Origin of the sequence: Blastococcus sp. TF02-09, assembly GCF_003319105.1 — a bacterium.
In the GTDB taxonomy this organism is placed as follows: Bacteria; Actinomycetota; Actinomycetes; order Mycobacteriales; family Geodermatophilaceae; genus Blastococcus.
In genome coordinates, this window is sequence record NZ_QOHH01000020.1 from 1 (window position 1) to 22,420 (window position 22,420).

Below are 22,420 nucleotides of genomic sequence, written 5' to 3' on the forward strand. Positions count from 1 at the left end.
TGGACCACGAGGGACCTCCTGGGGGTCTGTTGGGTGCTTGGCGGCTCCCACACAGAACCCGGAGGTCCCTCCTCACATCAAGATCTGACCATCACCACGCAGTGCACCAACCTGTCCGAGCAGTACAACTAGGTGCGCTCGACGGGCTGGTCGATGCCCTGCACCAGGGCGTCGGTCTCGACCGGTCCGACCCCGGTGGGGGCGACGTGCACGCCCTGGGTGGCGGCCACCTCCTCCGGCGCCTTGGGCCGCAGGACGCCGTCACGGATCTCCTCGGCCCAGTGGCAGCTCACGAAGCGGCCCGGTGCCAGCTCGCGCAGCACCGGCGCCTCGTCGTCGCAGCGCGTCTCCTGCCGCCACGGGCAGCGGGTGTGGAACCGGCAGCCGCTCGGCGGGTTCGCCGGCGACGGCAGGTCGCCGGCGAGGAGGATGCGCTCACGGCCGGCCTCGACCACCGGGTCGGGCACCGGCACCGCGCTCATGAGCGCCCGCGTGTAGGGGTGCAGCGGCTCCTCGTACAGGTCGTCGGCGGGCGCCTGCTCGACCAGCGAGCCGAGGTACATGACGCCGACGACGTCGCTGATGTGCCGGACGACGGCGAGGTCGTGCGCGATCACCAGGTACGTCAGCCCGAGCCGCTCCTGCAGCTCCTCCAGCAGATTGACCACCTGGGCCTGCACGGAGACGTCGAGGGCGGAGACCGGCTCGTCGGCGATGAGCAGATCGGGCTCCAGCGCGATGGCCCGCGCGATCCCGATGCGCTGGCGCTGGCCGCCGGAGAACTCGTGCGGGTACCGGCGGAGTGCCGCGGTCGGCAGCCCGACGGCGTCGAGCAGGGAGCGGATGTGCGCGGCGATGCCGGCGGCGCCCCCGTCCAGCCCGTGCGCGCGCAGCGGCTCCGACAGCAGCGACTCGACGTTCTGCCGCGGGTCCAGGCTGCCCAGCGGGTCTTGGAACACCATCTGCATGCGCCGGCGCATCTTCCGCAACGGTTCGCCCTTGAGCGCCGCGACGTCGGTGCCGTCGAAGAGGACGGAGCCGGCGGTCGGCTCCACCAGCCGCAGGATGGCGCGCCCGAGGGTGGACTTACCGCAGCCGGACTCGCCCACCAGGCCGTAGGTGGTGCCCCGGTCGATGGAGAGGTCGACGCCGTCGACGGCGCGGACGTGGCCGACTGTCCGGTCGACGACGATCCCGCGCTTGATCGGGAAGTGCACCTGCAGCCCCTGCACGCGCAGCAGGGGTCCGCCGCGCTGGTCGGCGGGGGTGGCGGTGGCGGTCATCGGGCTGCTCCGGAGGCGGTGGCGCCGGCCGCGGCCGGCGGGTGCTCGAGGGGGTGCCGGCAGCGCAGCTGGCGGCCCGGCCCGTCGGGCACGAGCTCCACCGTGCTGCCGGCCACCTCGGTCAGGCAGTCGTCCTGGGCGTTGTCGCAGCGGGGCGCGAACGCGCACCCCTCCGCCCAGGAGATGGTGTCGCGCGCGGAGCCCCGGATCGGGGTCAGCGGTGCGCCGCGGGGGCTGTCCAGACGCGGCACCGAGGCCAGCAGGCCGCCGGTGTAGGGCTGGCGCGGGCGGGCGAAGAGCTCGTGCCGGTCGGCCGTCTCGATGATCTTCCCGGCGTACATGACGTGCACCCGGTCGCAGAGCCCGGCCACCACGCCGAGGTCGTGGGTGATCATCACCAGCGCCGTGCCGGTGTCGACGACGAGCTCGCGCAGCAGCTCGAGGATCTGCGCCTGGATGGTGACGTCGAGCGCGGTCGTCGGCTCGTCGGCGATGAGCAGCCGCGGGCTGCAGGACAGCGCCATCGCGATGAGCGCGCGCTGGCGCATGCCGCCGGAGAGCTGGTGCGGGTACTCCTTGAGCCGGCGCAGCGGATCGGGGATGCCGACCCGGTCGAGCAGCCGGGCCGCCTCGTCGGCGGCCTCCTTCTTCGTCATGTCCCGGTGCTCGAGCAGCACCTCGGTCACCTGCGTGCCGATCGGCACCGTCGGGTTCAGCGAGGACAGCGGGTCCTGGAACACCATCGCCATGTCCGCCCCGCGCAGGCCGCGGAGCGTGGCGTCGTCGGCACCGATGAGCTCCCGGCCGTCGAGCCGCACCGACCCGCTCACCTGCACGTTGCGCCTCGGGAGCAGCCCCATGACCGCCAGCGAGGTCACGGACTTGCCGCACCCGGACTCGCCGACCAGCCCGATCGTCTCGCCCGGCGAGACGGCGAAGCTGACGCCGTCGACGGCGCTGGTGTCGGCCTCCCCTCGCCGGGTGAACCGCACGGCGAGGTCGTCGACCTCCAGGACGGGCGCACCGCTCGGCCGGCCGGCCGCAGCGGCACCGCTCACGGCGCTCACCTCCGGAACTTCGGGTCGAGGGCCTCGCGGAGCGACTCCCCGAGCAGGGTGAAACCGAGCGCCACGACGATGATGCACAGCGCCGGGTAGATGGCGAGCTCCGGCCGGATCGACAGGAAGCTCTGCGCGTTGGCCAGCATCGCGCCCCACTCGGGCCGGGCCAGGTCGGGGTCCCCGAGGCCGAGGAAGGACAGCGCGGCCGCCTCGATGATCGCCGTCGCCAGGCTGAGCGTGCCCTGCACGATCACCGGGGACAGCGAGTTGGGCAGCACGTGCCCGAAGACGATCCTCCCGCGCTTCACCCCGAGCGCCTGCGCGGCGACGGCGTAGTCGCTGCCGCGCTGCACGAGCATCGAGCCGCGCAGCAGCCGGGCGAAGATCGGCACCTGGGTGACCGCGATCGCGATCATCAGCGCGTACTGGTTCTGCCCCAGCAGCACCGAGATGCTGATCGCCATCAGCAGGCCGGGGATCGACAGCATGATGTCGACGAACCGCATGACCACGGTGTCCACCCAGCCGCCGAACGCGCCGGCCAGCACGCCGAGCACCATGCCGACCGCGACGCCGAGCACGGTCGAGACGACGCCGATGAGCAGCGACTGCCGCGAGCCCCAGATGAGCCGGGACAGCAGGTCACGCCCCAGGTTGTCCACGCCCAGCGGGTAGCCCTCCTGGGAGCCGGGGATGAAGCCGGGCCGGATCTCGGACAGCAGCGACTGGGCGAGCGGGTCGCGCGGGGCCAGCCACGGAGCCAGCGCCGCGACCACCAGGAAGACCACGACGATGACCGCGCCGATGATCGCCACCGGGTTGCGGCGCAGCCGGCGGAACGCGCTGCGCGTGAGCGAGACGCCGCCCTCCCCCTCGGGGACCTGCCCGGCCCGCGCGGCCAGCTCGTCGATGCGGCGGCGCCGCACGTCGCCCACGGCGGTCACTGGACCCTCACCCGCGGGTCGAGGAAGCCGTAGGAGATGTCGACCACCAGGTTCACCAGCACGTACATGATCGCGAGCATCAGCACGAACCCTTGCAGCAGGGCGTAGTCCCGGGCGAAGAGCGCGTCGTAGATCGCCGAGCCGACGCCGCCGAAGGCGAACACGGTCTCGGTGAGCACGGCGCCGGAGAGCAGGAGCCCCGCCTGCAGGCCGATCGTCGTCGACACCGGGAGCAGCGCGTTGCGGATGATGTGCCGGCGCCGCACCGTCGCCGTCGCCAGGCCCTTGGCGTTCGCCGTCCGGACGTAGTCCTCGTTGACGACGTCGAGGACCGAGGCGCGGGTGATCCGCACGATGATGGCCAGCGGGATCGTGCCGAGCGCGATCGCCGGCAGGATCAGGTGCAGCACGGCGTCCCACGCCGCGTCCCACTCCCGGGTCAGCAGGCCGTCGAGCACGTAGAAGTTCGTGATGCGGGTCGCGTCCATGCGCACGTCCTGGCGGCCGGAACCGGGCAGCCAGCCCAGCTCGACGGCGAACCCGAGGCGCAGCAGGTAGGCGAGGAAGAAGACGGGGATCGCGACGCCGAGCAGCGAGGCGATGACCGAGGTGGAGTCCACCCAGCTGCCGTGCTTGCGGGCGGCCAGGTACCCCAGCGGGATGCCGAGCCCGATCGCGAAGACCAGCGCGACGACGGTGAGCTCGATGGTCCCGGGCATGCGCTCGAGGAACTCGGTGGTGACCGGGCGCCCGGTGCGGGCGGAGTTGCCGAAGTCGAGCTGGACGGCGCGGCCCAGGAACTTCAGGTACTGGACGTAGATCGGCTGGTCGAGGCCGAACAGCTCGTTGTAGCGCTCGATGGCCTCGGGGGTGGCCCGCTCGCCGAGGGCCGCCTGGGCGGGGCCGCCGGGCAGGGCACGCAGCCACGCGAAGAGCAGCACCGACAGCCCGAGGAGGATCGGGATCAGCTGCAGGAGCCGCCGGACGATGAAGCGGAGCACGCTCGGGGATCAGCCTTTCGGGGTCGAACGCGGGTCCGGCCGCGCCGGTGACGGGAGTGCCACCGGCGCGGCCGGATCAGCGGCTCATTCGGCCAGCGTGACCGTGGAGAAGACCTCGGCGGTCAGCGGGCTGGGCTCGAGGCCCTGGACCCGCTCGCTGACCACGAGGGCCGGCGGCGAGTGCGAGATCGGGACAGCCGGCAGGTAGTCCATGATCAGCCGGTTGGCCTCCTGGTACAGCTCCGTGCGCTGGGCCGGGTCGGGCTCGGCGTCCGCCGCGGCCAGCGCGGCGAAGATCTCCGGAGCGCTGAAGGCACCGAACTCGGCCGACGCCTGGTTGTTCGCGTCCTCGGCGAAGAACGTGCCGATGAAGTTGTAGGCGTCGTTGTAGTCACCGGTCCACCCGAGCAGGTGGATGTCGGCCCCACCGGCCTGGACGGCGTTCAGGTAGTCCGGGTTCCAGGGCAGCGCCGTCGGCTCGATGGTGAAGCCGGCGTCGGTCAGGTTCTGGCTGATCACCTGGAACATCGCGGCCGGGTCCGGCAGGTAGGGCCGGCTGACGTCGGTCGGGTAGAAGAACCGGAGCGTCGTGTTGAGCGCCCCGGCCTCGGTCAGCAGCTGCCGCGCGCGCTCGGGGTCGTACTCGTAGGTGGTGACGTCGTCGGCGTACCCGTCGACGGTCGGCGGCATGAACTCGATGGCCGCCTCCGCGCCCTCGGGCAGCAGCGAGCTGACGATCGTGTCGCGGTCGATCGCGTGCGCGAGCGCCTGGCGGACCCGCGGGTCCTGCAGCGCCGGGTTCGCGCCCGAGTCGGGCACGTTCCCGCCGTTGATGCCCAGGTAGAGGATGTTGAAGGCGTCGCGGACGAGCACCTGCGCGCCGTCCTGCTCGAGGGTCTCGTAGTCCGCCGGGGCGACGAAGTCGTAGCCGTCGATGGAGCCGGCCTGCAGCTCCTGGCGGCGGGTGTTGCCGTCGGAGATGGTCCGGAAGATGACCTCGTCGAGCTTGGCCTTCTCGCCCCAGTAGTCGTCGTTGCGGACGATCGTGACCTCGCCGTTGCCGCGGTCCCACTCCTCGAACTTGAACGGGCCGGTGCCGACGGGGTGCTCCATCGCGTACTCGGAGTACTGCAGGGAGTCCTCGCTGCCGCTGAGGTTGTCCGCGTCGTACTCCTCCAGCGCCGTCGGGCTCTGGATGGAGAAGGCGGGCAGGGCGAGCGCGGCCGGGAACTTCGAGGTGACCTGGCTCAGCCGGATGACCGCGGTGTTCTCGTCGGTCGCCTCGCAGCTCTCGTAGATGCTGGGGGTGTCGGGCGTGCTGGCGAAGCCGCCGAAGACCGCCTGGTAGTAGTACGAGGCGCTCGGGCTCTGGGCCAGGCCCTCGAAGTTGTACCAGCGGTCGAAGTTGAAGCAGACCGCCTCGGCGTTGAAGTCCGTGCCGTCGTGGAACTTCACGTCCTGCTGGAGGTTGAACGTGTACTCCAGGCCGTCCTCGCTGACCTCGTAGTCCTCGGCCAGCTCGGGTACCGGGTCGGTGCCGCCGAGCTCGTTGCCGAGCAGGCCCTCGAAGATCTGCCGGGAGACGCGGAAGGTCTCGCCGTCGCTGCCGAAGGCGGGGTCGAGCATGGCGGGGTCGCCGGTGGCGCCGAAGACGAGCGTGCCGCCGGAGGCGGCTTCGCCCTCACCGCCGCCCTCGTCGTCTCGGTCGCTGGACGCGCAGGCCGACAGGGTGACCGCGGTCAGCGCAGCCGCCGAGGCGGCCAGCAGGCGGGTGGTGGAGCGACGGGTCATCGCGGAAGACCTTCCTTCCCGGCCCTCCCGGGGCCGGATGAGCTCCGGACAGGGTCGCCGCGGGCCGGACAGGCTCCACGGACGTCTCCCGGACACTAGGGCGAGCCCGATCCGGGCGGTGAGGCCCGGATCGGCATCGACACCGATCCGTGACCTTTCCGCGACGACCCCGTCCACCTGCTCAGAAGGCGGGGATGACGGCCCCGGAGTAGGTGTCCTCGATGAACTGCTTGACCTCGTCGGAGTGCAGCAGCTCCTCCAGCTGCTGGATGCGCTCGTCGTCCTCGTCACCGCTGCGGACGACGACCAGGTTGGCGTTCGGGTTGCCCTCGGCCTCCTCGAGCACGAGCGCGTCCTCGGCCGGGTTCAGGTCGGCGTCGATCGCGTAGTTGCCGTTGATCACCGCGGCGTCGACGTCGGCCAGCGAACGGGGCAGCTGCGCGGCCTCGACCTCCTGGATCTCGAGGTTCTTCGGGTTGTCCTCGATGTCCAGCGCGGTGGGGGCGGCGTCGCCGGTGTCGGCCAGCGTGAGCAGGTCGTTGGCCTCGAGCAGCCGGAGCGCGCGGGCGGCGTTGGTCGGGTCGTTCGGGATGGCCACCGTGGCGCCGTCGGGCAGGTCGGCCACGTCGGTCAGCGTCGCGGAGTACAGGCCCAGCGGCTCGATGTGCACCGGCTCCAGGGCGGTGAAGTCGTAGCCCGCGTCGGCCTCCTGCTCCTCCAGGTAGGGCACCGTCTGGAAGTAGTTGGCGTCCAGCGAGCCGTCGTCGAGCGCGACGTTGGGCTGCACGTAGTCGGTGAACTCCACGACCTCCAGGTCGAGGCCGGCGTCCTCCGCCAGCTCCTGGTCGATGAAGTTCAGGATCTCGGCGTGCGGCACGGGGGACGCGCCGACGCGCAGCGGCTCGTCGGCACCCGACAGCTCGGCGTCCCCACCCCCGCACGCTGTGAGGGCGAGGAGCGCGGCGGTGCCGACGGCGGCGAGGGCGGACGTGCGGGGGCGGTGCATGTGCGGGGTTCTCCTTGCGGGTGGGTGGTGCGGGGCGGTCATACGTGCGCGAGCCGGCGGGCCCAGCGGTCGCCGGCCCACTGCAGCAGCTGGACGACGACCAGCAGCAGGACGACGGTGATCACGGTGATGTCGGTGCGGAACTGCTGGTAGCCGTAGCGGATGGCGAAGTCGCCGAGCCCTCCGCCGCCGATGGCGCCGGCCATGGCGGAGTAGCTGATCAGCGCCACCACGGTCACCGTGACCCCGGCGACCAGGGACGGCAGCGCCTCGGGCAGCAGCACCGTGCGGACGACGTCGCGCCGGCGGGCACCCATGGACAGGGTCGCCTCGACCTTGCCGGGGTTCACCTCGCGCAGGCTGGTCTCGACCAGCCGGGCCAGGAACGGGACCGCGCCGATGGTGAGCGGCACGATCGTCGCGGTCGAGCCGATCGTGGTGCCGACGATGCCGCGGGTCACCGGCGCGACCAGGACCAGCAGGATGATGAACGGCAGCGAGCGGCCGAGGTTGACGACCAGGCCGAGGACCCGGTGCAGCAGCGGCCGCGGGGAGAGCGCGCCGGGCGCGGTGATGGTCAGCAGCACGCCGAGCGGCACCCCGATGAGCACGGTGAGCACCGTGGAGACGCCGACCATGTAGAGGGTGTCCCCCGTGGCCTCGGCCAGCTGGGGGGCGATCCGGGACCAGTCGTTCACCGCTGCACGTCCGGGGAGTCGAGGAGTCGGGCGAAGGCGGGCTCGTCCCCGTCGGCGCCGGGGGCGGGTTCGGGCTCGGCCAGGTCCACCGGCACCGGCTCGTCGCCGGGCAGAGCGCGCTCCACCAGCGAGCCGCCGTCCCGGAGCCGCTGCAGCGCGGGGTCCAGCCGCCCGTCGTCGCCGGTGACCGAGAGCAGCAGCCGGCCGAACCGGCGGCCGGCGACGGTCTCCACCGATCCGCCGACGATCTCGACGTCGAGGCCGAGCTCGCCGGCCAGGGTGCGCAGCACCACGCCCTCGGGCGCGGACCCGGTCACGGTCACCCGCACGAGGTCGCCGGTGGCGCCGGCGACCGCGGGTGCGGGGAGCAGCTGGGCGGCCAGGGCGGAGTCCGGCCGGGTCAGCACCTCGGCGAGCGGTCCGCCGTCGACCACCCGGCCGTGGTCGAGCAGCACCGCGCTGTCGCAGACGGCGCGGACGACGGCCATCTCGTGCGTGATGAGCAGCACGGTGAGGCCCAGCTCGGCGCGCACCTGGCGCAGCAGGTCGAGCACGCCGGCGGTGCTGGCCGGGTCCAGCGCGCTGGTCGCCTCGTCGCAGAGCAGCACCTTGGGGCGCGCGGCCAGCGCTCGGGCGATCGCCACGCGCTGCTTCTGCCCGCCGGACAACTGCGCCGGCCGGGAGGCGTGCCGGTCGCCCAGCCCGACCAGGTCCAGCAGGTCGGCGACCCGCGCGCGGCGCTCGGCCCGGCCCACGCCGGCCAGCTCCAGCGGGTGCTCCACGTTGCCGGCGGCGGTGCGCGAGTCGAGCAGGTTGAAGTGCTGGAACACCATGCCGACGGTGCGGCGGGCCTGCCGGACGCCGTCGTCGTCGAGGTCGGTCAGCACCCGGCCGTCGACGACGACCCGCCCCGACGTCGGCCGCTCCAGCAGGTTGACCATCCGGGCGAGGGTGCTCTTGCCCGAGCCGCTGGGGCCGACGACGCCGGCGAACTCGCCGTCGGCCACCGACAGCGTGACGCCGTCCACGGCGGTCACCTCGGTCGCCCCGCGGCGGGCGGGGAAGACCTTGCGGACGTCGGTCAGTTCGATCACAGGGGCCTCGGCAGGGGCTCGGCGGGCGGCACGGGACGGGACGCCGTGCCGGGGGTTCCCCAGGGAGGCGCGGAGGGTCCGGAGCTAGAGGCGGCTGGCCGTGCGCATGAGGTCGATGGCGCGGCGACGCGTCAGCACACCGCTACCCAGCACCGGTCGATCATCCCCTGCCGCCGGCGCGGCGGCCACGCGCGACGCAAGATGTGAGAAGTCTCAACCATCAGGCGGTGATGGTGCGCCGGCCCTCGAACGCGCGGCCGAGCGTGACCTCGTCGGCGTACTCCAGGTCACCGCCCACCGGCAGCCCGCTGGCCAGCCGGCTCACGGTGAGCCCCATCGGGCCGACCAGCCGCGCCAGGTAGGCGGCGGTGGCCTCGCCCTCGAGGTTCGGGTCGGTGGCGATGATCAGCTCGGTGACGCCGCTGTTCATCAGCCGGGTCATGAGCTCCTTGACCCGCAGGTCGTCGGGGCCCACGCCGTCGATCGGGCTGATCGCGCCGCCGAGCACGTGGTACCGGCCGCGGAACTCCCGCGTCCGCTCGATGGCGACGACGTCCTTGGGCTCCTCGACGACGCAGATCACGTCCTCGGTGCGGCGCGGGTCGCGGCAGATCCGGCACTGCTCGGCCTCGGCGACGTTGTAGCAGGTCACGCAGAAGCGGACGTTCTCCTGCACGCGGGTCAGCGCCTGCACCAGACGGCCGACGTCGGCGGACTCCGAGGCCAGCAGGTGGAAGGCGATGCGCTGCGCGCTCTTGGGGCCGACCCCCGGAAGGCGGCCGAGCTCGTCGATGAGGTCCTGGACGGCGCCCTCGTACACGGTGTTCCTCGATCTCTGCGGTGTCGGAGCTTTCGGGCGGTGGCGCGGCCGGTCAGAGGCCGGGCAGGCCCAGACCGCCCCCGCCGCCGAGCCCGCCGGCCAGCGGGCCCATGGTCTCGGCCGCCAGCTGGTCGACGGCGGACCGGGCGTCGCGGACGGCGGCCACGACGAGGTCCTGCAGCGTCTCCAGGTCGTCGGGGTCGACGGCGGCCGGGGAGATGGTGAGCGCGGTGAGTTCGCCGTCGCCGGTCATCGTCGCCGAGACCAGCCCGCCGCCGGCGGTGCCGGTGACCGTGCGGGAGGCGAGCTCCTCCTGCGCGGCGACGAGCTGTTGCTGCATCTCCTGCGCCTGCTTCATGAGCTGCGACAGGTCGGGCTGGCCTCCGGGGAACATGCGTCGAGAGTAGGCCGAGGATCCGACGTGCAGCGGGCGTTACTCGATGGGCTGGGCGCCGAGCTGGGTCTTGAGCAGCTGCAGCGCGGCCTGCTCGGGGTCGACCGCGGGCACGTGGTCGCGGCCGCCCTCCGCCGACTCCTCGGCCGCGCGCTGCGCCATCAGCTCGCTGGCCTCCGCCGCCTCCGCGGCGCGCGCCGCCTCGCGGGCGTCCTCGCGGCTCACCTGCGGTCCGGGCGCGGCGGCGCCCGCGACGACGACCTGCACCTTCCAGCGGACGCCGAGCAGCTCCTGCAGCGCGGCGCGGATGACGTCCTTGTTGAGGTCGTCCCCCAGCATCTTCGCCAGCGCCGGCGAGGTCGCCTCCAGGGTGAGGACGCCGTTGGCCAGGTCGTGCACCTGGGCGCTCTTGAGCAGCGCCTCGGTGGTGCGCTTGTGGCCGCGGACGACCTTGAGCAGCTCGGGCCACACCCGCCGGACGTCGCTAGTGTCGAGCGTCCCCTCCGACTCCGGCGGGTTCGCCGACACCACCGGAGTCGGCTCCTCGCCGCGCGGTGCGGGCGAGGACTCGGCGGCCGGACGCGGCGCCGCCGGCGGCGCGGGCTCCTGCACCCGCGCGGCGGCGGCGCGGACCGCCGACGGCTGGGCCGGGTGCGGCCAGTCCTCGTCGTCGGCGGGCTCGGGCGGCAGCGGGATGTCCGGCTCGGCGGTGGTCACCCGGGGCCGGCCCGGGGCGCTCGGCGCCGGACCGGCCGCCGCCGGTGCCGGTGCTGCCTGCGCGGGCGTCGGGGCGGCGCGGCGCGCGGAGCCGGGCTGCACGGTCTCCGGCCAGTCGTCCGCGGCGGCCGCGGCGGCTGCGGGCGGAGACGCCGGAGCAGCCGGCGCGGCAGCAGCCTGCTCGCGGCGCTGCGAGGGCCGGACGTAGGCGGGAGGTGCCGACGCTGCGGCCGGTGCCGCTGAGGGACGGGCCGGCTCCGGCGGGGTCTCGCGGACGGGCTCGCGCACGGGCGCCGGGCGGGCGGCGCGCGCGGCCTCCGGCGGCGCCCCGTCGGCGATGGCTCCCCCGCCTCCCCGGCCCGCGTGCTCACCGGCGATGGACATCCGGCGCTCGAGGCGCTCGAGACGCTGCAGCGTGGCGACCGCCGAGTCGTCGGTGCCCGGCAGCAGCATGCGGGCGCAGACGAGCTCCAACAGCAGCCGCGGCGCCGTCGTCCCCCGCATCTCGGTAAGGCCCTCGTGCACGACGTCGGCCATCCGCGACAGCGTGGCCGAGCCGAGCGCCTGGGCCTGCTGGCTCATCAGGTCCAGCCGGTCCGACGGCGAGTCCAGCAGCCCGTTGCCCCCGGCGTCGGGCACCGCGTCCAGAACGATGAGGTCGCGCAGCCGGTCGAGCAGGTCGGTGGCGAAGCGGCGTGGGTCGTGGCCGGCCTCGACCACGCGGTCGACGGCGCGGAAGACCCCGGCGGCGTCGTGCGCGGCCAGCGCGTCGATCGTCTCGTCGAGCAGCGCGTCGTCGGTGACCCCGAGCAGGCCGACGGCGCTGCGGTAGGTGACGCCCTCGCCCCCGGCACCGGCGAGCAGCTGGTCGAGGATCGACAGCGAGTCGCGGACCGAGCCCCCGCCCGCGCGCACGACCAGCGGGAACACCGTGGGCTCGACCGTCACGCCCTCGGCGGCGCAGGTCCGCTCCAGCAGCCCGCGCAGCGTCGTCGGCGGCACGAGGCGGAACGGGTAGTGGTGGGTGCGCGACCGGATCGTGGACAGCACCTTGTCCGGCTCCGTCGTCGCGAAGACGAAGACCAGGAACTCCGGCGGCTCCTCGACGACCTTGAGCAGGGCGTTGAAGCCCTGCGAGGACACCATGTGGGCCTCGTCGACGATGTAGACCTTGTAGCGGCTGTTCACCGGGGCGAAGAACGCCCGCTCGCGCAGGTCGCGGGCGTCGTCGACACCGCCGTGGCTGGCCGCGTCGATCTCGATGACGTCGAGCGAGCCGGGGCCGTCGGGGGCCAGGGCGACGCAGGACGCGCAGACGCCGCACGGCGTGGAGGTGGGCCCCTGCTCGCAGTTGAGCGAGCGGGCCAGGATGCGGGCCGACGACGTCTTGCCGCAGCCGCGCGGGCCGCTGAAGAGGTAGGCGTGGTTGATCCGGCCGGCGTCGACCGCGTTGACCAGCGGGGCGGTGACGTGCTCCTGCCCGACCACCTCGGCGAAGGTCGCCGGGCGGTACTTCCGGTACAGAGCGAGGGCCACGTCGCGAGGTTACCCAGGCCCACCGACGCCCCGGTCCGGGCAAGCAAAGGACCCCCCGCGCACCCGCCAGAGCCCGCTTATCCTTGCTGCCTTCCGGCCCTGGGGAGGTTCACAGGGTGACGCCACACGAGGGGTCGGCTCCACTGTAGAGCACGCCCGGGCGGCTCCCGGCAGCACCGGAGACGACGGGCCCGCCACCGTCCGGGAGGACGGGGCGGGCCCGGTGCTGCGGAGGATGGGAGATTCGAACTCCCGAGGGGTTGCCCCCAACCCGCTTTCCAAGCGAGCGCCATAGGCCACTAGGCGAATCCTCCAACTGCGGGTCAGATGCTACCGGGCGGGTCGGCGGCGACCGGTCAGGGCCACCGGACACGGCGGAACACCCCTGTCTCCCCCGGGGTGGTTGAGTGTTGCGACCTGCGGGCATGCCCGTGCGGATACGTGGGACGGCCCCCGGGAACCCTCCGCGGAGGCGACCCGAGGAGGAGGCGGACATGAGCGAGGACACGCAGGTGCGGCCGGACGTGGTCGAGGCGATCGTCGGCGTCCTCCGGGGCGGCGACGCCGCAGCGCTGCCCGAGGGCGCCACCGCGGCCGAGAAGGCCGCGGCCAAGGACTCCTACCTCTCCGAGTTCGTCGCCGAGCGGAGCAAGCGCGACCGCCAGTCGCGGGCCTGGGAGCTGCTGCTGACCCGCAGCTACGACGAGCCGCCGACGTGGGGCCGGATCTTCGACGACCTGGACCCGGCCGTGCACACCGAGCTCGGCGAGCTCTTCGACGCCCTCCCCGCAGGCGCCCGGGAGGAGTACGTGCGCCGGTACGGGGAGCCCTCGGACGTCTGACGGACCCCGCCACCCGATCCGCCGATGACCCCCTCGCTGACCGCACCCGGCCGACTCGTCGCCGGGCGCTACCGGCTCGTGTCCCAGATCGGTGGCGGCGGGATGGGCGCGGTCTGGCTGGCCCGTGACGAGCTCCTGGGCCGCCAGGTGGCGGTCAAGCAGGTCCTGGTCTCCGGGAGCGACCAGGCGCTGGCCGCGCAGCAGCGGCAGCGGGCCCTCCGCGAGGGGCGGATCGCCGCCCGGCTGAGCCACCCGCACGCGATCTCGGTCTACGACGTGGCGCAGGAGGGCGAGGAGCCCTGGCTGGTCATGGAGTACCTGCCCTCGCGCAGCCTCGCCGAGGTGGTCACGACCGAGGGCGTGCTGCGGGTGGACCAGGTGGCCCAGATCGGCGCCCAGGTCGCCGACGCGCTGGCCGCCACCCACGCGGCCGGGATCGTGCACCGCGACGTGAAGCCGGCCAACATCCTCATCGGCCGGGGCCCCGGCATCGAGGGCCTGGTCAAGATCACCGACTTCGGCATCTCGCACGCCCGCGGCGACGTGACGCTCACCCAGACCGGCCAGATCACCGGCACGCCGGCGTTCCTCGCACCCGAGGTCGCCCAAGGCTACGAGATGAGCGAGGCCAGCGACGTCTTCTCCCTGGGCGCCACGCTCTACACCTGCCTCGAGGGGCAGCCGCCGTTCGGCATGGAGGAGAACGCGCTGGCGATGCTGCACAAGGTGGCCGGCGGGACGATCCGCCCCCCGGTGCGGGCCGGCTCCCTCAGCGGACCCCTCACCCGGATGCTGGCCGCCGACCCCGCCGACCGGCCGGCGATGGCCGAGGTCCGGGACGAGCTGGCCAAGCTCGCCGCAGGGCGCAGCGGCGACACCACCACGGTGCTGCTGGCGCGCACCGACCTGCGCCCGGCCGCTGGGCGGCCACGCACCGAGGTGTTCCCCGCGGTGACTCCTCCGTCCTCGTCCACCCCTGCACCGTCCACCCCTGCACCGCCCGCCCCTGCGCCGCCTCCCCCGGCCGCCGAGCCGACCGCGCCCGCGCCCATCGCCCCCGCTCCCCCCACCGTCGACCGGCCCGTGGTCGCGCCCGCTCCTCGAAGGGGCGGACGACGGAAGGGGATCTGGCTGGCGGCGGCCCTCCTGGTCGCCGCCCTGGCCGCGGTGATCGGCTTCATCGTGTTCAACCCCGACGACAGCGGCGACGGGACGGGGACGCAGGCCGACGACACACCGTCCTCGTCGCCGTCGAGCTCGGCACCCCCGGAGGACGAGACCCAGGACGAGCCGGCCGACACGACGAGCGAGAACACCGAGCCCAGCACCGAGACCAGCGCTGCCGAGCAGCCCACCACCCCGCAACCGTCGCCCGAGCCCAGTCCGGAACCCGCCGGCGATCCGCTCAGCGCGGCGAACATCGAGGCCTTCCTGGCCGACTACCACCAGCAGGTGCTCCAGGACCCCGACTCCGCCTACGACCGCACCGGCCCGACGCTGCGGTCGAACATCAGCCGGGGGAACTACATCGCCTACTGGGGGCAGTTCTCCGACGTGAGGCTCAGCGAGGTGCAGGCGACCGACGGGCAGACCCGGGCCACCGGCCGGCTCACCTGGACCTACACCGACGGGCGGGTGGAGTCCGCGGTCCGTGCCTTCACCGTGCTCGAGCAGGACGGGCAGCTGATCCTGGACAGCGAGCTCGACCCCTGAGCGCGACGGAACCCCCGCCTCCCGTACGGGAGGGCAGGGGCTCCGGTCGTGCTGGCGGTGGCGGTGGGATTTGAACCCACGGAGGCTGTGAACCTCACACGCTTTCGAGGCGTGCTCCTTCGGCCGCTCGGACACGCCACCGCCGAAGAGACTACAGGCCCCGTTGCGAGCGGAAGAACGCACGTAGCAGCGTGGCGGACTCCTCGGCCCGGACGCCCGCGGTGACCTCCGGCCGGTGGTTGAGCCGCCGGTCGCGGACGACGTCCCACAGCGAGCCCGCCGCCCCGGCCTTGGGGTCCTCGGCGCCGTAGACGACCCGGTCGACCCGCGACAGCACGCTGGCGCCGGCGCACATGGTGCACGGCTCGAGGGTCACCACCAGCGTGCAGCCGGTCAGCCGCCAGCCGTCGCCGTGCCGCTCCGCGGCCGCCCGCAGGGCCAGCACCTCGGCGTGCGCGGTGGGGTCGCCGCGCTTCTCCCGCTCGTTGGCCGCCTCGGCCAGCACCGCGCCGTCCGGACCCAGGACGACGGCGCCGATGGGCGTGTCGCCCCACTCCGGCGCCGCGGCCGCCAGCTCCAGGGCCCGGCCCATGGCGGCGTCGACGTCGAGGGTCACGAGCTGGTTCGCTGACAGTCGGGCTCTGCCCACACCCGCGGGGCAGAGTCCGACAGTGCGGGCAACAGGTGTCTCCGCGCAGTCGGCCCCTGCCCACCCCTGTGGGCAGGGGCCGACTGTGCCGGATAGAGGTTCCGGGGCCGGCTCATGCCGCGGCGTCGTCCAGCGGGAAGCCGACGAGGGCGGACAGCTCGGCGATCGCGACGTCGGGGTCGACGACCTTGATGGTCGAGAAGCCGAGCGCCCGGGCGGGCTTGAGGTTGATGCCCAGGTCGTCCAGGTAGGCGCAGTCGGTCGCCTCGATGCGCCGGCCGACGGCCTCGGAGAGCCGCTCCAGCGCCCGCTGGTAGATCTCCGGCTCGGGCTTGCGGATGCCCTCGATCGAGGACTCCACGACGACGTCGAACAGGTCGAGGATCTCGTCCATCGGGCCGCCGCGCTCCATCGGCGACACGTTGTTCGACACCATCCCCAGCGGCAGCCCGTGCGCGCGCAGCCGGCGGATCGCCTCGACCATCGCCGGTCGCACCTCCCCCCGCAGCGCGGCCAGCACCCGGGCCGCGTCCAGGCGGTGCCCCAGCGCGGCGGCCTCGGCCTCGAACGCGGTCGAGAAGCCTGCGACGTCCAGCTCGTTGCGCTCGAACCGGGCCCAGGCGTTCGTGTCCGGGTCGGTGGAGTTGAGCTGCCGGATGAGCCCGTCGGGCAGCCCGGCCTCCCGCTCGTAGGCGGCGAACGCGATCATCGGGCTCTCGGTGATCACGCCGCCGAGGTCGAAGACGACCGCCGACACGGTGCCGCTCACGGGAGCACCGCCGCGGCCAGCTCGTCGGCGAAACCGAGGCGGGCGGCGATCCGCTGCACCATCTCGTCGGCCCACAGGTCGTCAGCAGTCACGATCGTCCTCAGCTCCTCGCCGGGCAGCCCGTCGTCGGCGAACACGTCCATGTCGCCACCGGGCCAGCCGCTCTCGTCGTCGTCGAAGGCGCCGTCGGTGTCGACGCCGATCCCGTACCGCTCCACCACCTCGGCGGCCAGCACCCATTCGAGCATCGTCGCGTCGGAGATCAGCGCCCGGACCATGCCGCCGGGCCCGTGGCGCAGCACGACGAAGTAGAGCCGGGAGTCCACGACCACCACGAACGGGGCCGGCCAGGCACCCGTGTCCCCCAGCGCCCGCTCGAGCACGGGCAGCTCGTCACCGGCGTCCTCGGCCAGCAGGTCCACCCGCCAGCGCGCGCCCTCGCGCGACACCCGCACCGCGTAGCTGGCCGGGCCGGCGGGCGCTGCGGGGTCGGGCGGCACGAGCGTCATAGCCTCTGATCATGGCCGATGCCGAGGGTGCCGCGACCACCGCTGCCGGACGGGCGCCCTCGTTCCCGGTGCCGACGATGCCGGCGCCTCCCGTCTCGGTGGTCGGGCTGGGCCAGCTGGGTGGCTCCCTGGCCGCCGCGCTGGTCGCCGCGGGCCGCCCCGTGTCAGGCTGGGACACCGACCCGGCGGCGCGCGACGCCGCAGCCGCGCGCGGCGTGACCATCTCGCAGGACCTCTCCGGCGTCGTCGTCCTCGCCGTCCCGCTGCCGGCCATGACCACGGCGCTGGACGGGCTCGCCGTCGACCCCGACGCGACGGTCACCGACCTCGGCTCGGTGAAGGGTCCGGTGCTGGCGGAGCTCGGCCCCGCGCTGGGCGGCCGGTTCGTCGGCGGCCACCCGATGTGCGGCACCGAGCGCTCCGGGCACGAGACCGTCGACCCGTCGCTGTTCGCCGGGGCGCGCTGGGCGCTGTGCCTGGAGCCTGGCACCGAGCTGCCCCGGTGGCTGCGCGTGGCGGAGGTCGCGCTCGCCGTCGGTGCCGAGGTCGTGCCGGTCACCGCGGCCGAGCACGACGACGCCGTCGCCGCGATCAGCCACGTGCCGCACCTCCTGGCCGCCTCACTCGCTGCCGCCGCCGCGGAGGCCGGGCCGCTGGCGCTGGCGCTCACCGCCGGCAGCTTCCGCGACGGAACCCGGGTGATCGGCAGCGACCCCGCGTTCGTCACCGCGATGGTCGAGGGCAACGCCGCGCCCACGACCGCGGCGCTGGACCGGGTGCTGGCCCAGCTGCAGCGCCCCCGGGCGGAGCTGGTGGCCGCGGGGCACGCCGTCGTCACCCGGACGGAGGGACGGCGGCCGGTGCGCGTACCGCTGGAACGCGCGGCGCTGCTGTCGGTCGGGCGTTCCGGGGGCGCGGTCACCCGGCGGCTGGCCGCGTTCGTGGAGGGCTGGGTCCCCGAACGGGCGTGACCGCCCCTGTTTCGGGCGATCCTCGGGGGGCAGGGTGTCGGCATGGACGAGACCGACATCCTCAGCCGGATCCACTCGCTGGTCGAGGAGGAGCACAAGCTCCGCGACAGCAGCGAGCACACCGACGAGACCCGCAGCCGCATGAACAAGCTCGAGGCGGACCTGGACCAGTGCTGGGACCTGCTGCGCCAGCGCCGGGCCAAGCGCCAGTACGACGAGGACCCCGACGAGGCGCAGCCCCGCCCCGAGCCGCAGGTGGAGAGCTACCTCCAGTAACGGGGTCCTCTCTCAGGCGGAGCGCTGCGTCGGTCGCCCGTGCTGCGCGCCGAGCAGGGCGAGCTGCCACTGCAGGCGGGCGCGCGGGTCGGCGACCTTGCGGCCGGTGACCTGCTCGATCCGCCGCAGCCGGTGCATGACCGTGTTGCGGTGGCAGTACAGCTCGTCGGCCGCGCGGGTGGGCGACCCGTCCGAGGCCAGGAACGCGGCGAGCGTGTCCAGCAGCACCTCGCGCTCCTCCGCGGGCAGGGCCAGCAGGCCGCCCAGCGTCTGGCCCACGAGGCGGGAGCTGATCTCCGGGGAGTTGCTCAGCAGCGCCTCGGGCAGCCGCTCGTCGATCGTCACGACCCGGCGGGACGTCCGGGGCAGCGTCCGGGCGGCGGTCTCGGCCAGCCGGTAGGCGGAGCTGATCGCACCGGCGCCGTCGACCGGCGCGGAGACCCCGACGGGCCCGGTGGTCAACGCCTCCAGGCGCCCGCGGACCTCGGCGGGCCCGAGGTTCCCCAGCGCGATCAGCCCGACCTGGGCGCCGGAGCGGGTGCCCCACACCGAGCGCACGCCGTGGCGCAGCAGCTCGGGTCCCACGCCGTCCAGACCCGGTGTCCCGTCCTCGGCGGGCAGGGCGACGACAGCCATGAGCCGGCCGTCCAGCGACATGGCCAGCCTGTCCGCGGCCGAGCGCACGAACGACGGGTCGTCCCCGCGGCCGTCCAGCAGCCCGTCCAGCAACCGCGCCCGGGTCTCCTCGTCGACGCCGGCCAGCCGGCGCTGCTCGTCGCGGTACCCCTCGGCCAGCGCCGAGCACTCGCCGTCGTTGATGCGCCAGACGGTGCCGGCGACCTGCAGCAGCAGGGTGTCGTGCTGACCGCCGGCCAGCGCCGAGACGCGGAGCAGCGCCTCCCAGGTGACCTGGCCGCCCAGCCGGTAGGCGCGCAGCACCGCCTCGAGCGGGATGCCCTGCGCGGCGCGGCGGCGGCCGATCTCCCGCGCCCCGTGCAGTGCGGGGCGCTCGGCCACCGAGGCACCGACCAGGGCGAGCAGCCCGTGCTCGAGGTTGTCGCGCATGCTGCGGCGCAGCTCCTCCTCGGAGTCGAGGAGCAGCTCGCGGTAGGCGGGCTCGGTGCGCGAGAGCACGTCCACCATGCGATCGGTCATGGCGTCGAGCTGCTCGAGGAGCAGCGGGGTGAGGTCGACCAAGCGGGCGGTGACCTCCGTGTCGAACGCCTGCACTCGATCTCCTTCCCGGACGCCAGTCGGACGTGACGTACAGCACAACACGCGGTCGCCCCGACTGTGCGGTGAGCCCATTGTGACCCCCGGCACGACGGACGGGGCGAAGCGGACGGTTCCGTGACCCAATCGTCGCCGTCGCGACCGCCGGCGCCGATGTGTGTGCGCCGAGGCCCGCCGGGTAGGACGCCTCCGGCGACGGCGCCCGGTCGTGGCCGGGTGTCCACGAGGAGTGTCATGGCACAGCCGGTGCGGGCGACGCGGACCATCCGGCGGGCCGTGGTGACCGGCGGCGCCGGTTTCCTGGGCTCCCACCTGTGCGAGCACCTGCTCGACCGCGGCGTCGAGGTGGTCTGCCTCGACAACTTCCTCACCGGGTCGCCGGAGAACGTCCTCCACCTGATGGAGCACCCCGGCTTCCGGCTGGTGCGCTGCGACGTCACCGACTACGTCCACGTGCCCGGCCCCGTGGACCTGGTGCTGCACTTCGCCTCACCCGCCAGCCCGCTGGACTACCTGAAGATGCCGATCGAGACGCTCAAGGTCGGCAGCCTGGGCACCCTGCACACCCTGGGCCTCGCCCGGGAGAAGGGCGCCCGCTACGTGCTCGCCTCGACGTCGGAGGTGTACGGCGACCCGCTGGTGCACCCGCAGCCCGAGGAGTACTGGGGCAACGTCAACCCGGTCGGCCCGCGCGGCGTCTACGACGAGGCCAAGCGGTTCAGCGAGGCGCTGACGACGGCCTACCGCAGCTCCCGCGGCACCGACACGGGCATCGTCCGCATCTTCAACACCTACGGCCCACGGATGCGCGCCGACGACGGCCGGGCCATCCCCGCGTTCGTCGGCCAGGCGCTGACCGGCCGGCCGCTCACGGTGGCCGGCGATGGCTCCCAGACCCGCTCGATCTGCTACGTCGACGACACGGTGACCGGCATCCTCGCGATGGCGTTCTCCGGGCACGCGGGGCCGGTGAACATCGGCAACCCCGACGAGCTGTCGATGCTGCGGCTCGCCGAGTGGATCGTCGAGCTCACCGGCTCGGACTCCCCCATCGACTTCATCGACCTCCCCGTGGACGACCCGAAGGTCCGCCGTCCCGACACGACGCTGGCCGAGGAACTGCTGGGCTGGCGGCCGCAGGTGCCCTCCGCGGAGGGGCTGCGCCGGACCGTCGAGTGGTTCGCCGGGCAGCTGTCGGCGCGCGAGGCGCAGGCCGGCTGAGTCGCTCCGGACGGAGGTCTGGCGCACCCAACTACTCTGTCCGTGCGGACCGCGGGGCCGCGATCCGTCTTCGAGCGATGACAGAGAGCGAGCATGGGCCGCCACGCTGATTCCAGTGCCACCCGCCGCCGGTTTCCCGCCGCTCCTCTGATCGCCGCCGGTGTGGTCGTCGTGCTGCTCGCCGCCGGTCTGGTGTGGTGGCTCGCGGCCGGTGGCGACGACGACGCCGCGGCGTGCGGGGACCCGTCGACGGTCGCGGTGACGGTCGCGCCCGAGCTGGTTCCGCTGACCGAGCAGCTCCTGTCCGAGCCCGGCGCGCTCGGGGACGACGGGTGCGTCACCGCCGAGGTCACCGACCAGGAGCCGCTGCAGACGGCCGGCGCCCTCAGCGCGCTGGACGCCGGGTCGCTGCCCGACGTGTGGGTCCCCGACTCGTCGCTGTGGGCGCTGCGCGCCGGCGACACCGAGCTGACCGACGAGGGGACCCTCGGCTCCTCCCCCGTCGTGCTGGCCACCAGCCGGGCCGTCGCCGAGGCCGAGGGCTGGACCGACGAGCCGCCCACGTGGGCCCAGGCGCTCACCACCGACCGGGACGTGGCGGTCCCCGACCTCGCCGGCAGCGCCGAGGGCATCGCCGCGCTCGCCACCCTCCGCACCTCGCTGGGCGGCGACGAGGACGCGGACAACGGCGTCGTGGAGGTGGTGCTCTCCGCGGCCCGCGCGGGCAGCTCGGAGGACGCGCTCGAGGCCGCCGGCTCGGGGGCCGAGGACGCCGCCCTGGTGCCGGTGAGCGAGCAGACCGTCTACGCCGCCCACGCCTCGGACGCCGACTCCTCCCTCGTCGCCGTCTACCCCTCCGAGGGCTCCCCGGTGCTGGACTACCCGGTCTTCCGCGTCGCGGCGGGCGACGGCCAGCAGCAGCAGGCGGTCGACGCCGTCGTCGCGGCGCTGACCTCCGAGCAGGCGCGGAATGCGGCCATGGAGGCCGGCTTCCGCAGCCCCGAGGGGGACGCCCCGCCGGCGGCCGGCGAGGAGAGCGGCATCCGCGAGGAGGCTCCGCAGCAGGTGGAGCTGGACCCGGCCGAGGTGGGTGGCCTGCTCGCCCGGCTGACCAGCCTCGCCGCGCCGTCCCGGATCCTGGCCGTCCTGGACGTGTCCGCCTCCATGGAGGCGCCGGCCGGCAACGGCACGCGGGCCACGCTGGCGCGGGACGCGGCGCAGACCACCCTGTCGCTGGTGCCCGGTGAATACGCGCTCGGGCTGTGGTTCTTCGCCTACCAGCTGGTCGGCGACCGGGACTGGACCGAGCTGGTGCCCATCCGGAAGCTGGACGCCGAGGTCGACGGGCAGACGCAGCGGCAGATCCTGGACGCCCAGGCGGCCACCCTCCCGCAGCAACTGACCCCCGGCGGCACCGGCCTCTACGACACGACGCTGGCCGCGGTCCGGGCGTCGCGCGCCAACTACGACCCGAGCGCGGTGAACAGCGTCCTGCTGATGACCGACGGGACCAACGAGGACGACGACCGCGGGATCAGCCAGGAGGACCTCCTCCGCACGCTGACCGCCGAGGCCGACCCCACGCGCCCGGTGAAGGTCATCGGGGTGGCGCTCGGGCCGGACGCCGACCTGTCGGCCCTGGAGCAGATCGCCGAGGCGACCGGCGGTGCGGCGTACTCCGCCGTCGACCCGACCGACCTGCAGGCGGTGCTGTTCGACGCCCTCCGCCAGCGCGAGTAGTCCCCTGCTTTTCCGCGGAAAAGCGGCCGGCGGATTTAACTGGTCGTCGCAACACCGGCTTGTTGATGTTCGGAGAGTAGTCGGGCGAGGACCTCGGCTGGGGTCTTGAAGCCCAGGGTCTTGCGGGGTCGCCCGTTGAGCTTGGCGGCGAT

Annotated in this window: 21 protein-coding genes, 2 tRNA genes and 1 other RNA gene; 6 read left to right on the forward strand and 18 right to left on the reverse strand. The window is 73.9% G+C overall.

Features of this window, described 5'->3' with window-relative positions:
• Positions 1 to 128: 128 nt before the first annotated feature.
• The 13 genes from DQ239_RS19650 to DQ239_RS19710 form a co-directional block, all read right to left on the reverse strand.
• Positions 129 to 1,283 carry an ABC transporter ATP-binding protein gene (locus DQ239_RS19650; protein ID WP_113836114.1) on the reverse strand — a complete coding sequence of 385 codons (1,155 nt, stop codon included), beginning with the start codon at positions 1,281 to 1,283 and terminating at the stop codon, positions 129 to 131.
• The gene (locus DQ239_RS19655) at positions 1,280 to 2,341 is read right to left on the reverse strand and encodes an ABC transporter ATP-binding protein (RefSeq protein WP_113836115.1); all 1,062 of its coding nucleotides are present in this window, start codon (positions 2,339 to 2,341) and stop codon (positions 1,280 to 1,282) included. Before DQ239_RS19655 ends, DQ239_RS19650 begins: the two co-directional genes overlap by 4 nt.
• Before the next feature lie 5 nt (positions 2,342 to 2,346).
• A complete protein-coding gene (locus tag DQ239_RS19660; protein WP_113836116.1) occupies positions 2,347 to 3,288 on the reverse strand; it encodes an ABC transporter permease in 942 nt (313 codons plus the stop codon).
• Positions 3,285 to 4,289 (reverse strand): ABC transporter permease, encoded by a 1,005-nt coding sequence (locus DQ239_RS19665; RefSeq protein WP_113836117.1) that lies wholly within the window; start codon positions 4,287 to 4,289, stop codon positions 3,285 to 3,287. Before DQ239_RS19665 ends, DQ239_RS19660 begins: the two co-directional genes overlap by 4 nt.
• 84 nt (positions 4,290 to 4,373) lie before the next feature.
• On the reverse strand, positions 4,374 to 6,080 hold the full coding sequence (locus tag DQ239_RS19670) for an ABC transporter substrate-binding protein (RefSeq protein ID WP_113836118.1): 1,707 nt from the start codon (positions 6,078 to 6,080) through the stop codon (positions 4,374 to 4,376).
• Between the two features lie 181 nt (positions 6,081 to 6,261).
• Positions 6,262 to 7,086 (reverse strand): MetQ/NlpA family ABC transporter substrate-binding protein, encoded by an 825-nt coding sequence (locus DQ239_RS19675; protein ID WP_113836119.1) that lies wholly within the window; start codon positions 7,084 to 7,086, stop codon positions 6,262 to 6,264.
• Positions 7,087 to 7,124: 38 nt separating this feature from the next.
• Positions 7,125 to 7,784 carry a methionine ABC transporter permease gene (locus tag DQ239_RS19680; protein WP_113836120.1) on the reverse strand — a complete coding sequence of 220 codons (660 nt, stop codon included), beginning with the start codon at positions 7,782 to 7,784 and terminating at the stop codon, positions 7,125 to 7,127.
• The gene (locus tag DQ239_RS19685; RefSeq protein ID WP_113836121.1) at positions 7,781 to 8,878 is read right to left on the reverse strand and encodes an ATP-binding cassette domain-containing protein; all 1,098 of its coding nucleotides are present in this window, start codon (positions 8,876 to 8,878) and stop codon (positions 7,781 to 7,783) included. Before DQ239_RS19685 ends, DQ239_RS19680 begins: the two co-directional genes overlap by 4 nt.
• A gap of 220 nt (positions 8,879 to 9,098) precedes the next feature.
• Positions 9,099 to 9,698 carry a recombination mediator RecR gene (gene recR, locus DQ239_RS19690; RefSeq protein ID WP_113836122.1) on the reverse strand — a complete coding sequence of 200 codons (600 nt, stop codon included), beginning with the start codon at positions 9,696 to 9,698 and terminating at the stop codon, positions 9,099 to 9,101.
• Between the two features lie 52 nt (positions 9,699 to 9,750).
• The gene (locus DQ239_RS19695; protein ID WP_113836123.1) at positions 9,751 to 10,092 is read right to left on the reverse strand and encodes a YbaB/EbfC family nucleoid-associated protein; all 342 of its coding nucleotides are present in this window, start codon (positions 10,090 to 10,092) and stop codon (positions 9,751 to 9,753) included.
• 39 nt (positions 10,093 to 10,131) lie between these two features.
• Complete coding sequence (locus tag DQ239_RS19700; RefSeq protein ID WP_113836124.1) at positions 10,132 to 12,345, reverse strand: DNA polymerase III subunit gamma and tau; 2,214 nt, start codon at positions 12,343 to 12,345, stop codon at positions 10,132 to 10,134.
• A 43-nt stretch (positions 12,346 to 12,388) separates the two neighbouring features.
• Positions 12,389 to 12,484, reverse strand: an RNA gene (gene ffs, locus DQ239_RS19705) — signal recognition particle sRNA small type.
• A gap of 90 nt (positions 12,485 to 12,574) precedes the next feature.
• Positions 12,575 to 12,659: transfer RNA gene (locus tag DQ239_RS19710), tRNA-Ser, on the reverse strand.
• A 180-nt stretch (positions 12,660 to 12,839) separates the two neighbouring features.
• Between DQ239_RS19710 and DQ239_RS19715 the strand changes: the two genes are divergently transcribed.
• Together DQ239_RS19715 and DQ239_RS20740 are read left to right on the forward strand one after the other, a co-directional pair.
• Entirely contained in the window at positions 12,840 to 13,187 is a 348-nt protein-coding gene (locus DQ239_RS19715; RefSeq protein WP_113836125.1) for a hypothetical protein, read from the forward strand.
• Between the two features lie 24 nt (positions 13,188 to 13,211).
• A complete protein-coding gene (locus tag DQ239_RS20740) occupies positions 13,212 to 14,900 on the forward strand; it encodes a serine/threonine-protein kinase (RefSeq protein ID WP_199583220.1) in 1,689 nt (562 codons plus the stop codon).
• A 52-nt stretch (positions 14,901 to 14,952) separates the two neighbouring features.
• On the opposite strand, the gene DQ239_RS19725 is transcribed toward DQ239_RS20740, so the two are convergent.
• The 4 genes from DQ239_RS19725 to DQ239_RS19740 form a co-directional block, all read right to left on the reverse strand.
• A tRNA-Ser gene (locus DQ239_RS19725) sits at positions 14,953 to 15,041 on the reverse strand.
• Between the two features lie 10 nt (positions 15,042 to 15,051).
• Positions 15,052 to 15,492, reverse strand: a complete 441-nt coding sequence (locus tag DQ239_RS19730; RefSeq protein ID WP_199583222.1) for a nucleoside deaminase — start codon at positions 15,490 to 15,492, stop codon at positions 15,052 to 15,054.
• A gap of 169 nt (positions 15,493 to 15,661) precedes the next feature.
• Complete coding sequence (locus DQ239_RS19735; RefSeq protein ID WP_113836127.1) at positions 15,662 to 16,318, reverse strand: HAD-IA family hydrolase; 657 nt, start codon at positions 16,316 to 16,318, stop codon at positions 15,662 to 15,664.
• Positions 16,315 to 16,827, reverse strand: coding sequence for a tRNA adenosine deaminase-associated protein (locus tag DQ239_RS19740; RefSeq protein WP_113836128.1), 513 nt, complete (start codon positions 16,825 to 16,827; stop codon positions 16,315 to 16,317). The genes DQ239_RS19735 and DQ239_RS19740 overlap by 4 nt, the downstream gene beginning before the upstream one ends.
• A gap of 11 nt (positions 16,828 to 16,838) precedes the next feature.
• On the opposite strand from DQ239_RS19740, the gene DQ239_RS19745 reads away from it, so the two are divergent.
• Together DQ239_RS19745 and DQ239_RS19750 are read left to right on the forward strand one after the other, a co-directional pair.
• Entirely contained in the window at positions 16,839 to 17,798 is a 960-nt protein-coding gene (locus DQ239_RS19745; RefSeq protein ID WP_113836129.1) for a prephenate dehydrogenase/arogenate dehydrogenase family protein, read from the forward strand.
• Positions 17,799 to 17,840: 42 nt separating this feature from the next.
• Positions 17,841 to 18,074: a DUF2630 family protein gene (locus DQ239_RS19750; RefSeq protein WP_113836130.1), complete on the forward strand. Its 234-nt coding sequence runs from the start codon at positions 17,841 to 17,843 to the stop codon at positions 18,072 to 18,074.
• A gap of 12 nt (positions 18,075 to 18,086) precedes the next feature.
• On the opposite strand, the gene DQ239_RS19755 is transcribed toward DQ239_RS19750, so the two are convergent.
• Positions 18,087 to 19,304 carry a helix-turn-helix domain-containing protein gene (locus DQ239_RS19755; protein ID WP_113836131.1) on the reverse strand — a complete coding sequence of 406 codons (1,218 nt, stop codon included), beginning with the start codon at positions 19,302 to 19,304 and terminating at the stop codon, positions 18,087 to 18,089.
• A gap of 237 nt (positions 19,305 to 19,541) precedes the next feature.
• Between DQ239_RS19755 and DQ239_RS19760 the strand changes: the two genes are divergently transcribed.
• Both DQ239_RS19760 and DQ239_RS19765 read left to right on the forward strand, forming a co-directional pair.
• Positions 19,542 to 20,528, forward strand: a complete 987-nt coding sequence (locus DQ239_RS19760; RefSeq protein ID WP_113836132.1) for a UDP-glucuronic acid decarboxylase family protein — start codon at positions 19,542 to 19,544, stop codon at positions 20,526 to 20,528.
• Between the two features lie 93 nt (positions 20,529 to 20,621).
• Positions 20,622 to 22,268 (forward strand): substrate-binding domain-containing protein, encoded by a 1,647-nt coding sequence (locus DQ239_RS19765; protein ID WP_113836133.1) that lies wholly within the window; start codon positions 20,622 to 20,624, stop codon positions 22,266 to 22,268.
• Positions 22,269 to 22,420 lie beyond the last annotated feature (152 nt).

Excerpts from the sequence above, each read along its gene's own strand:
- DQ239_RS19650 (WP_113836114.1), bottom strand. The coding sequence starts at position 1,283 with ATGACCGCCACCGCCACCCCCGCCGACCAGCGCGGCGGACCCCTGCTG.
- DQ239_RS19670 (WP_113836118.1), bottom strand. The coding sequence starts at position 6,080 with ATGACCCGTCGCTCCACCACCCGCCTGCTGGCCGCCTCGGCGGCTGCG.
- DQ239_RS19675 (WP_113836119.1), bottom strand. The coding sequence starts at position 7,086 with ATGCACCGCCCCCGCACGTCCGCCCTCGCCGCCGTCGGCACCGCCGCG.
- DQ239_RS19695 (WP_113836123.1), bottom strand. The coding sequence starts at position 10,092 with ATGTTCCCCGGAGGCCAGCCCGACCTGTCGCAGCTCATGAAGCAGGCG.
- DQ239_RS19715 (WP_113836125.1), top strand. The coding sequence starts at position 12,840 with ATGAGCGAGGACACGCAGGTGCGGCCGGACGTGGTCGAGGCGATCGTC.
- DQ239_RS20740 (WP_199583220.1), top strand. The coding sequence starts at position 13,212 with ATGACCCCCTCGCTGACCGCACCCGGCCGACTCGTCGCCGGGCGCTAC.
- DQ239_RS19730 (WP_199583222.1), bottom strand. The coding sequence starts at position 15,492 with ATGGGCCGGGCCCTGGAGCTGGCGGCCGCGGCGCCGGAGTGGGGCGAC.
- DQ239_RS19740 (WP_113836128.1), bottom strand. The coding sequence starts at position 16,827 with ATGACGCTCGTGCCGCCCGACCCCGCAGCGCCCGCCGGCCCGGCCAGC.
- DQ239_RS19745 (WP_113836129.1), top strand. The coding sequence starts at position 16,839 with ATGGCCGATGCCGAGGGTGCCGCGACCACCGCTGCCGGACGGGCGCCC.
- DQ239_RS19750 (WP_113836130.1), top strand. The coding sequence starts at position 17,841 with ATGGACGAGACCGACATCCTCAGCCGGATCCACTCGCTGGTCGAGGAG.
- DQ239_RS19760 (WP_113836132.1), top strand. The coding sequence starts at position 19,542 with ATGGCACAGCCGGTGCGGGCGACGCGGACCATCCGGCGGGCCGTGGTG.
- DQ239_RS19765 (WP_113836133.1), top strand. The coding sequence starts at position 20,622 with ATGGGCCGCCACGCTGATTCCAGTGCCACCCGCCGCCGGTTTCCCGCC.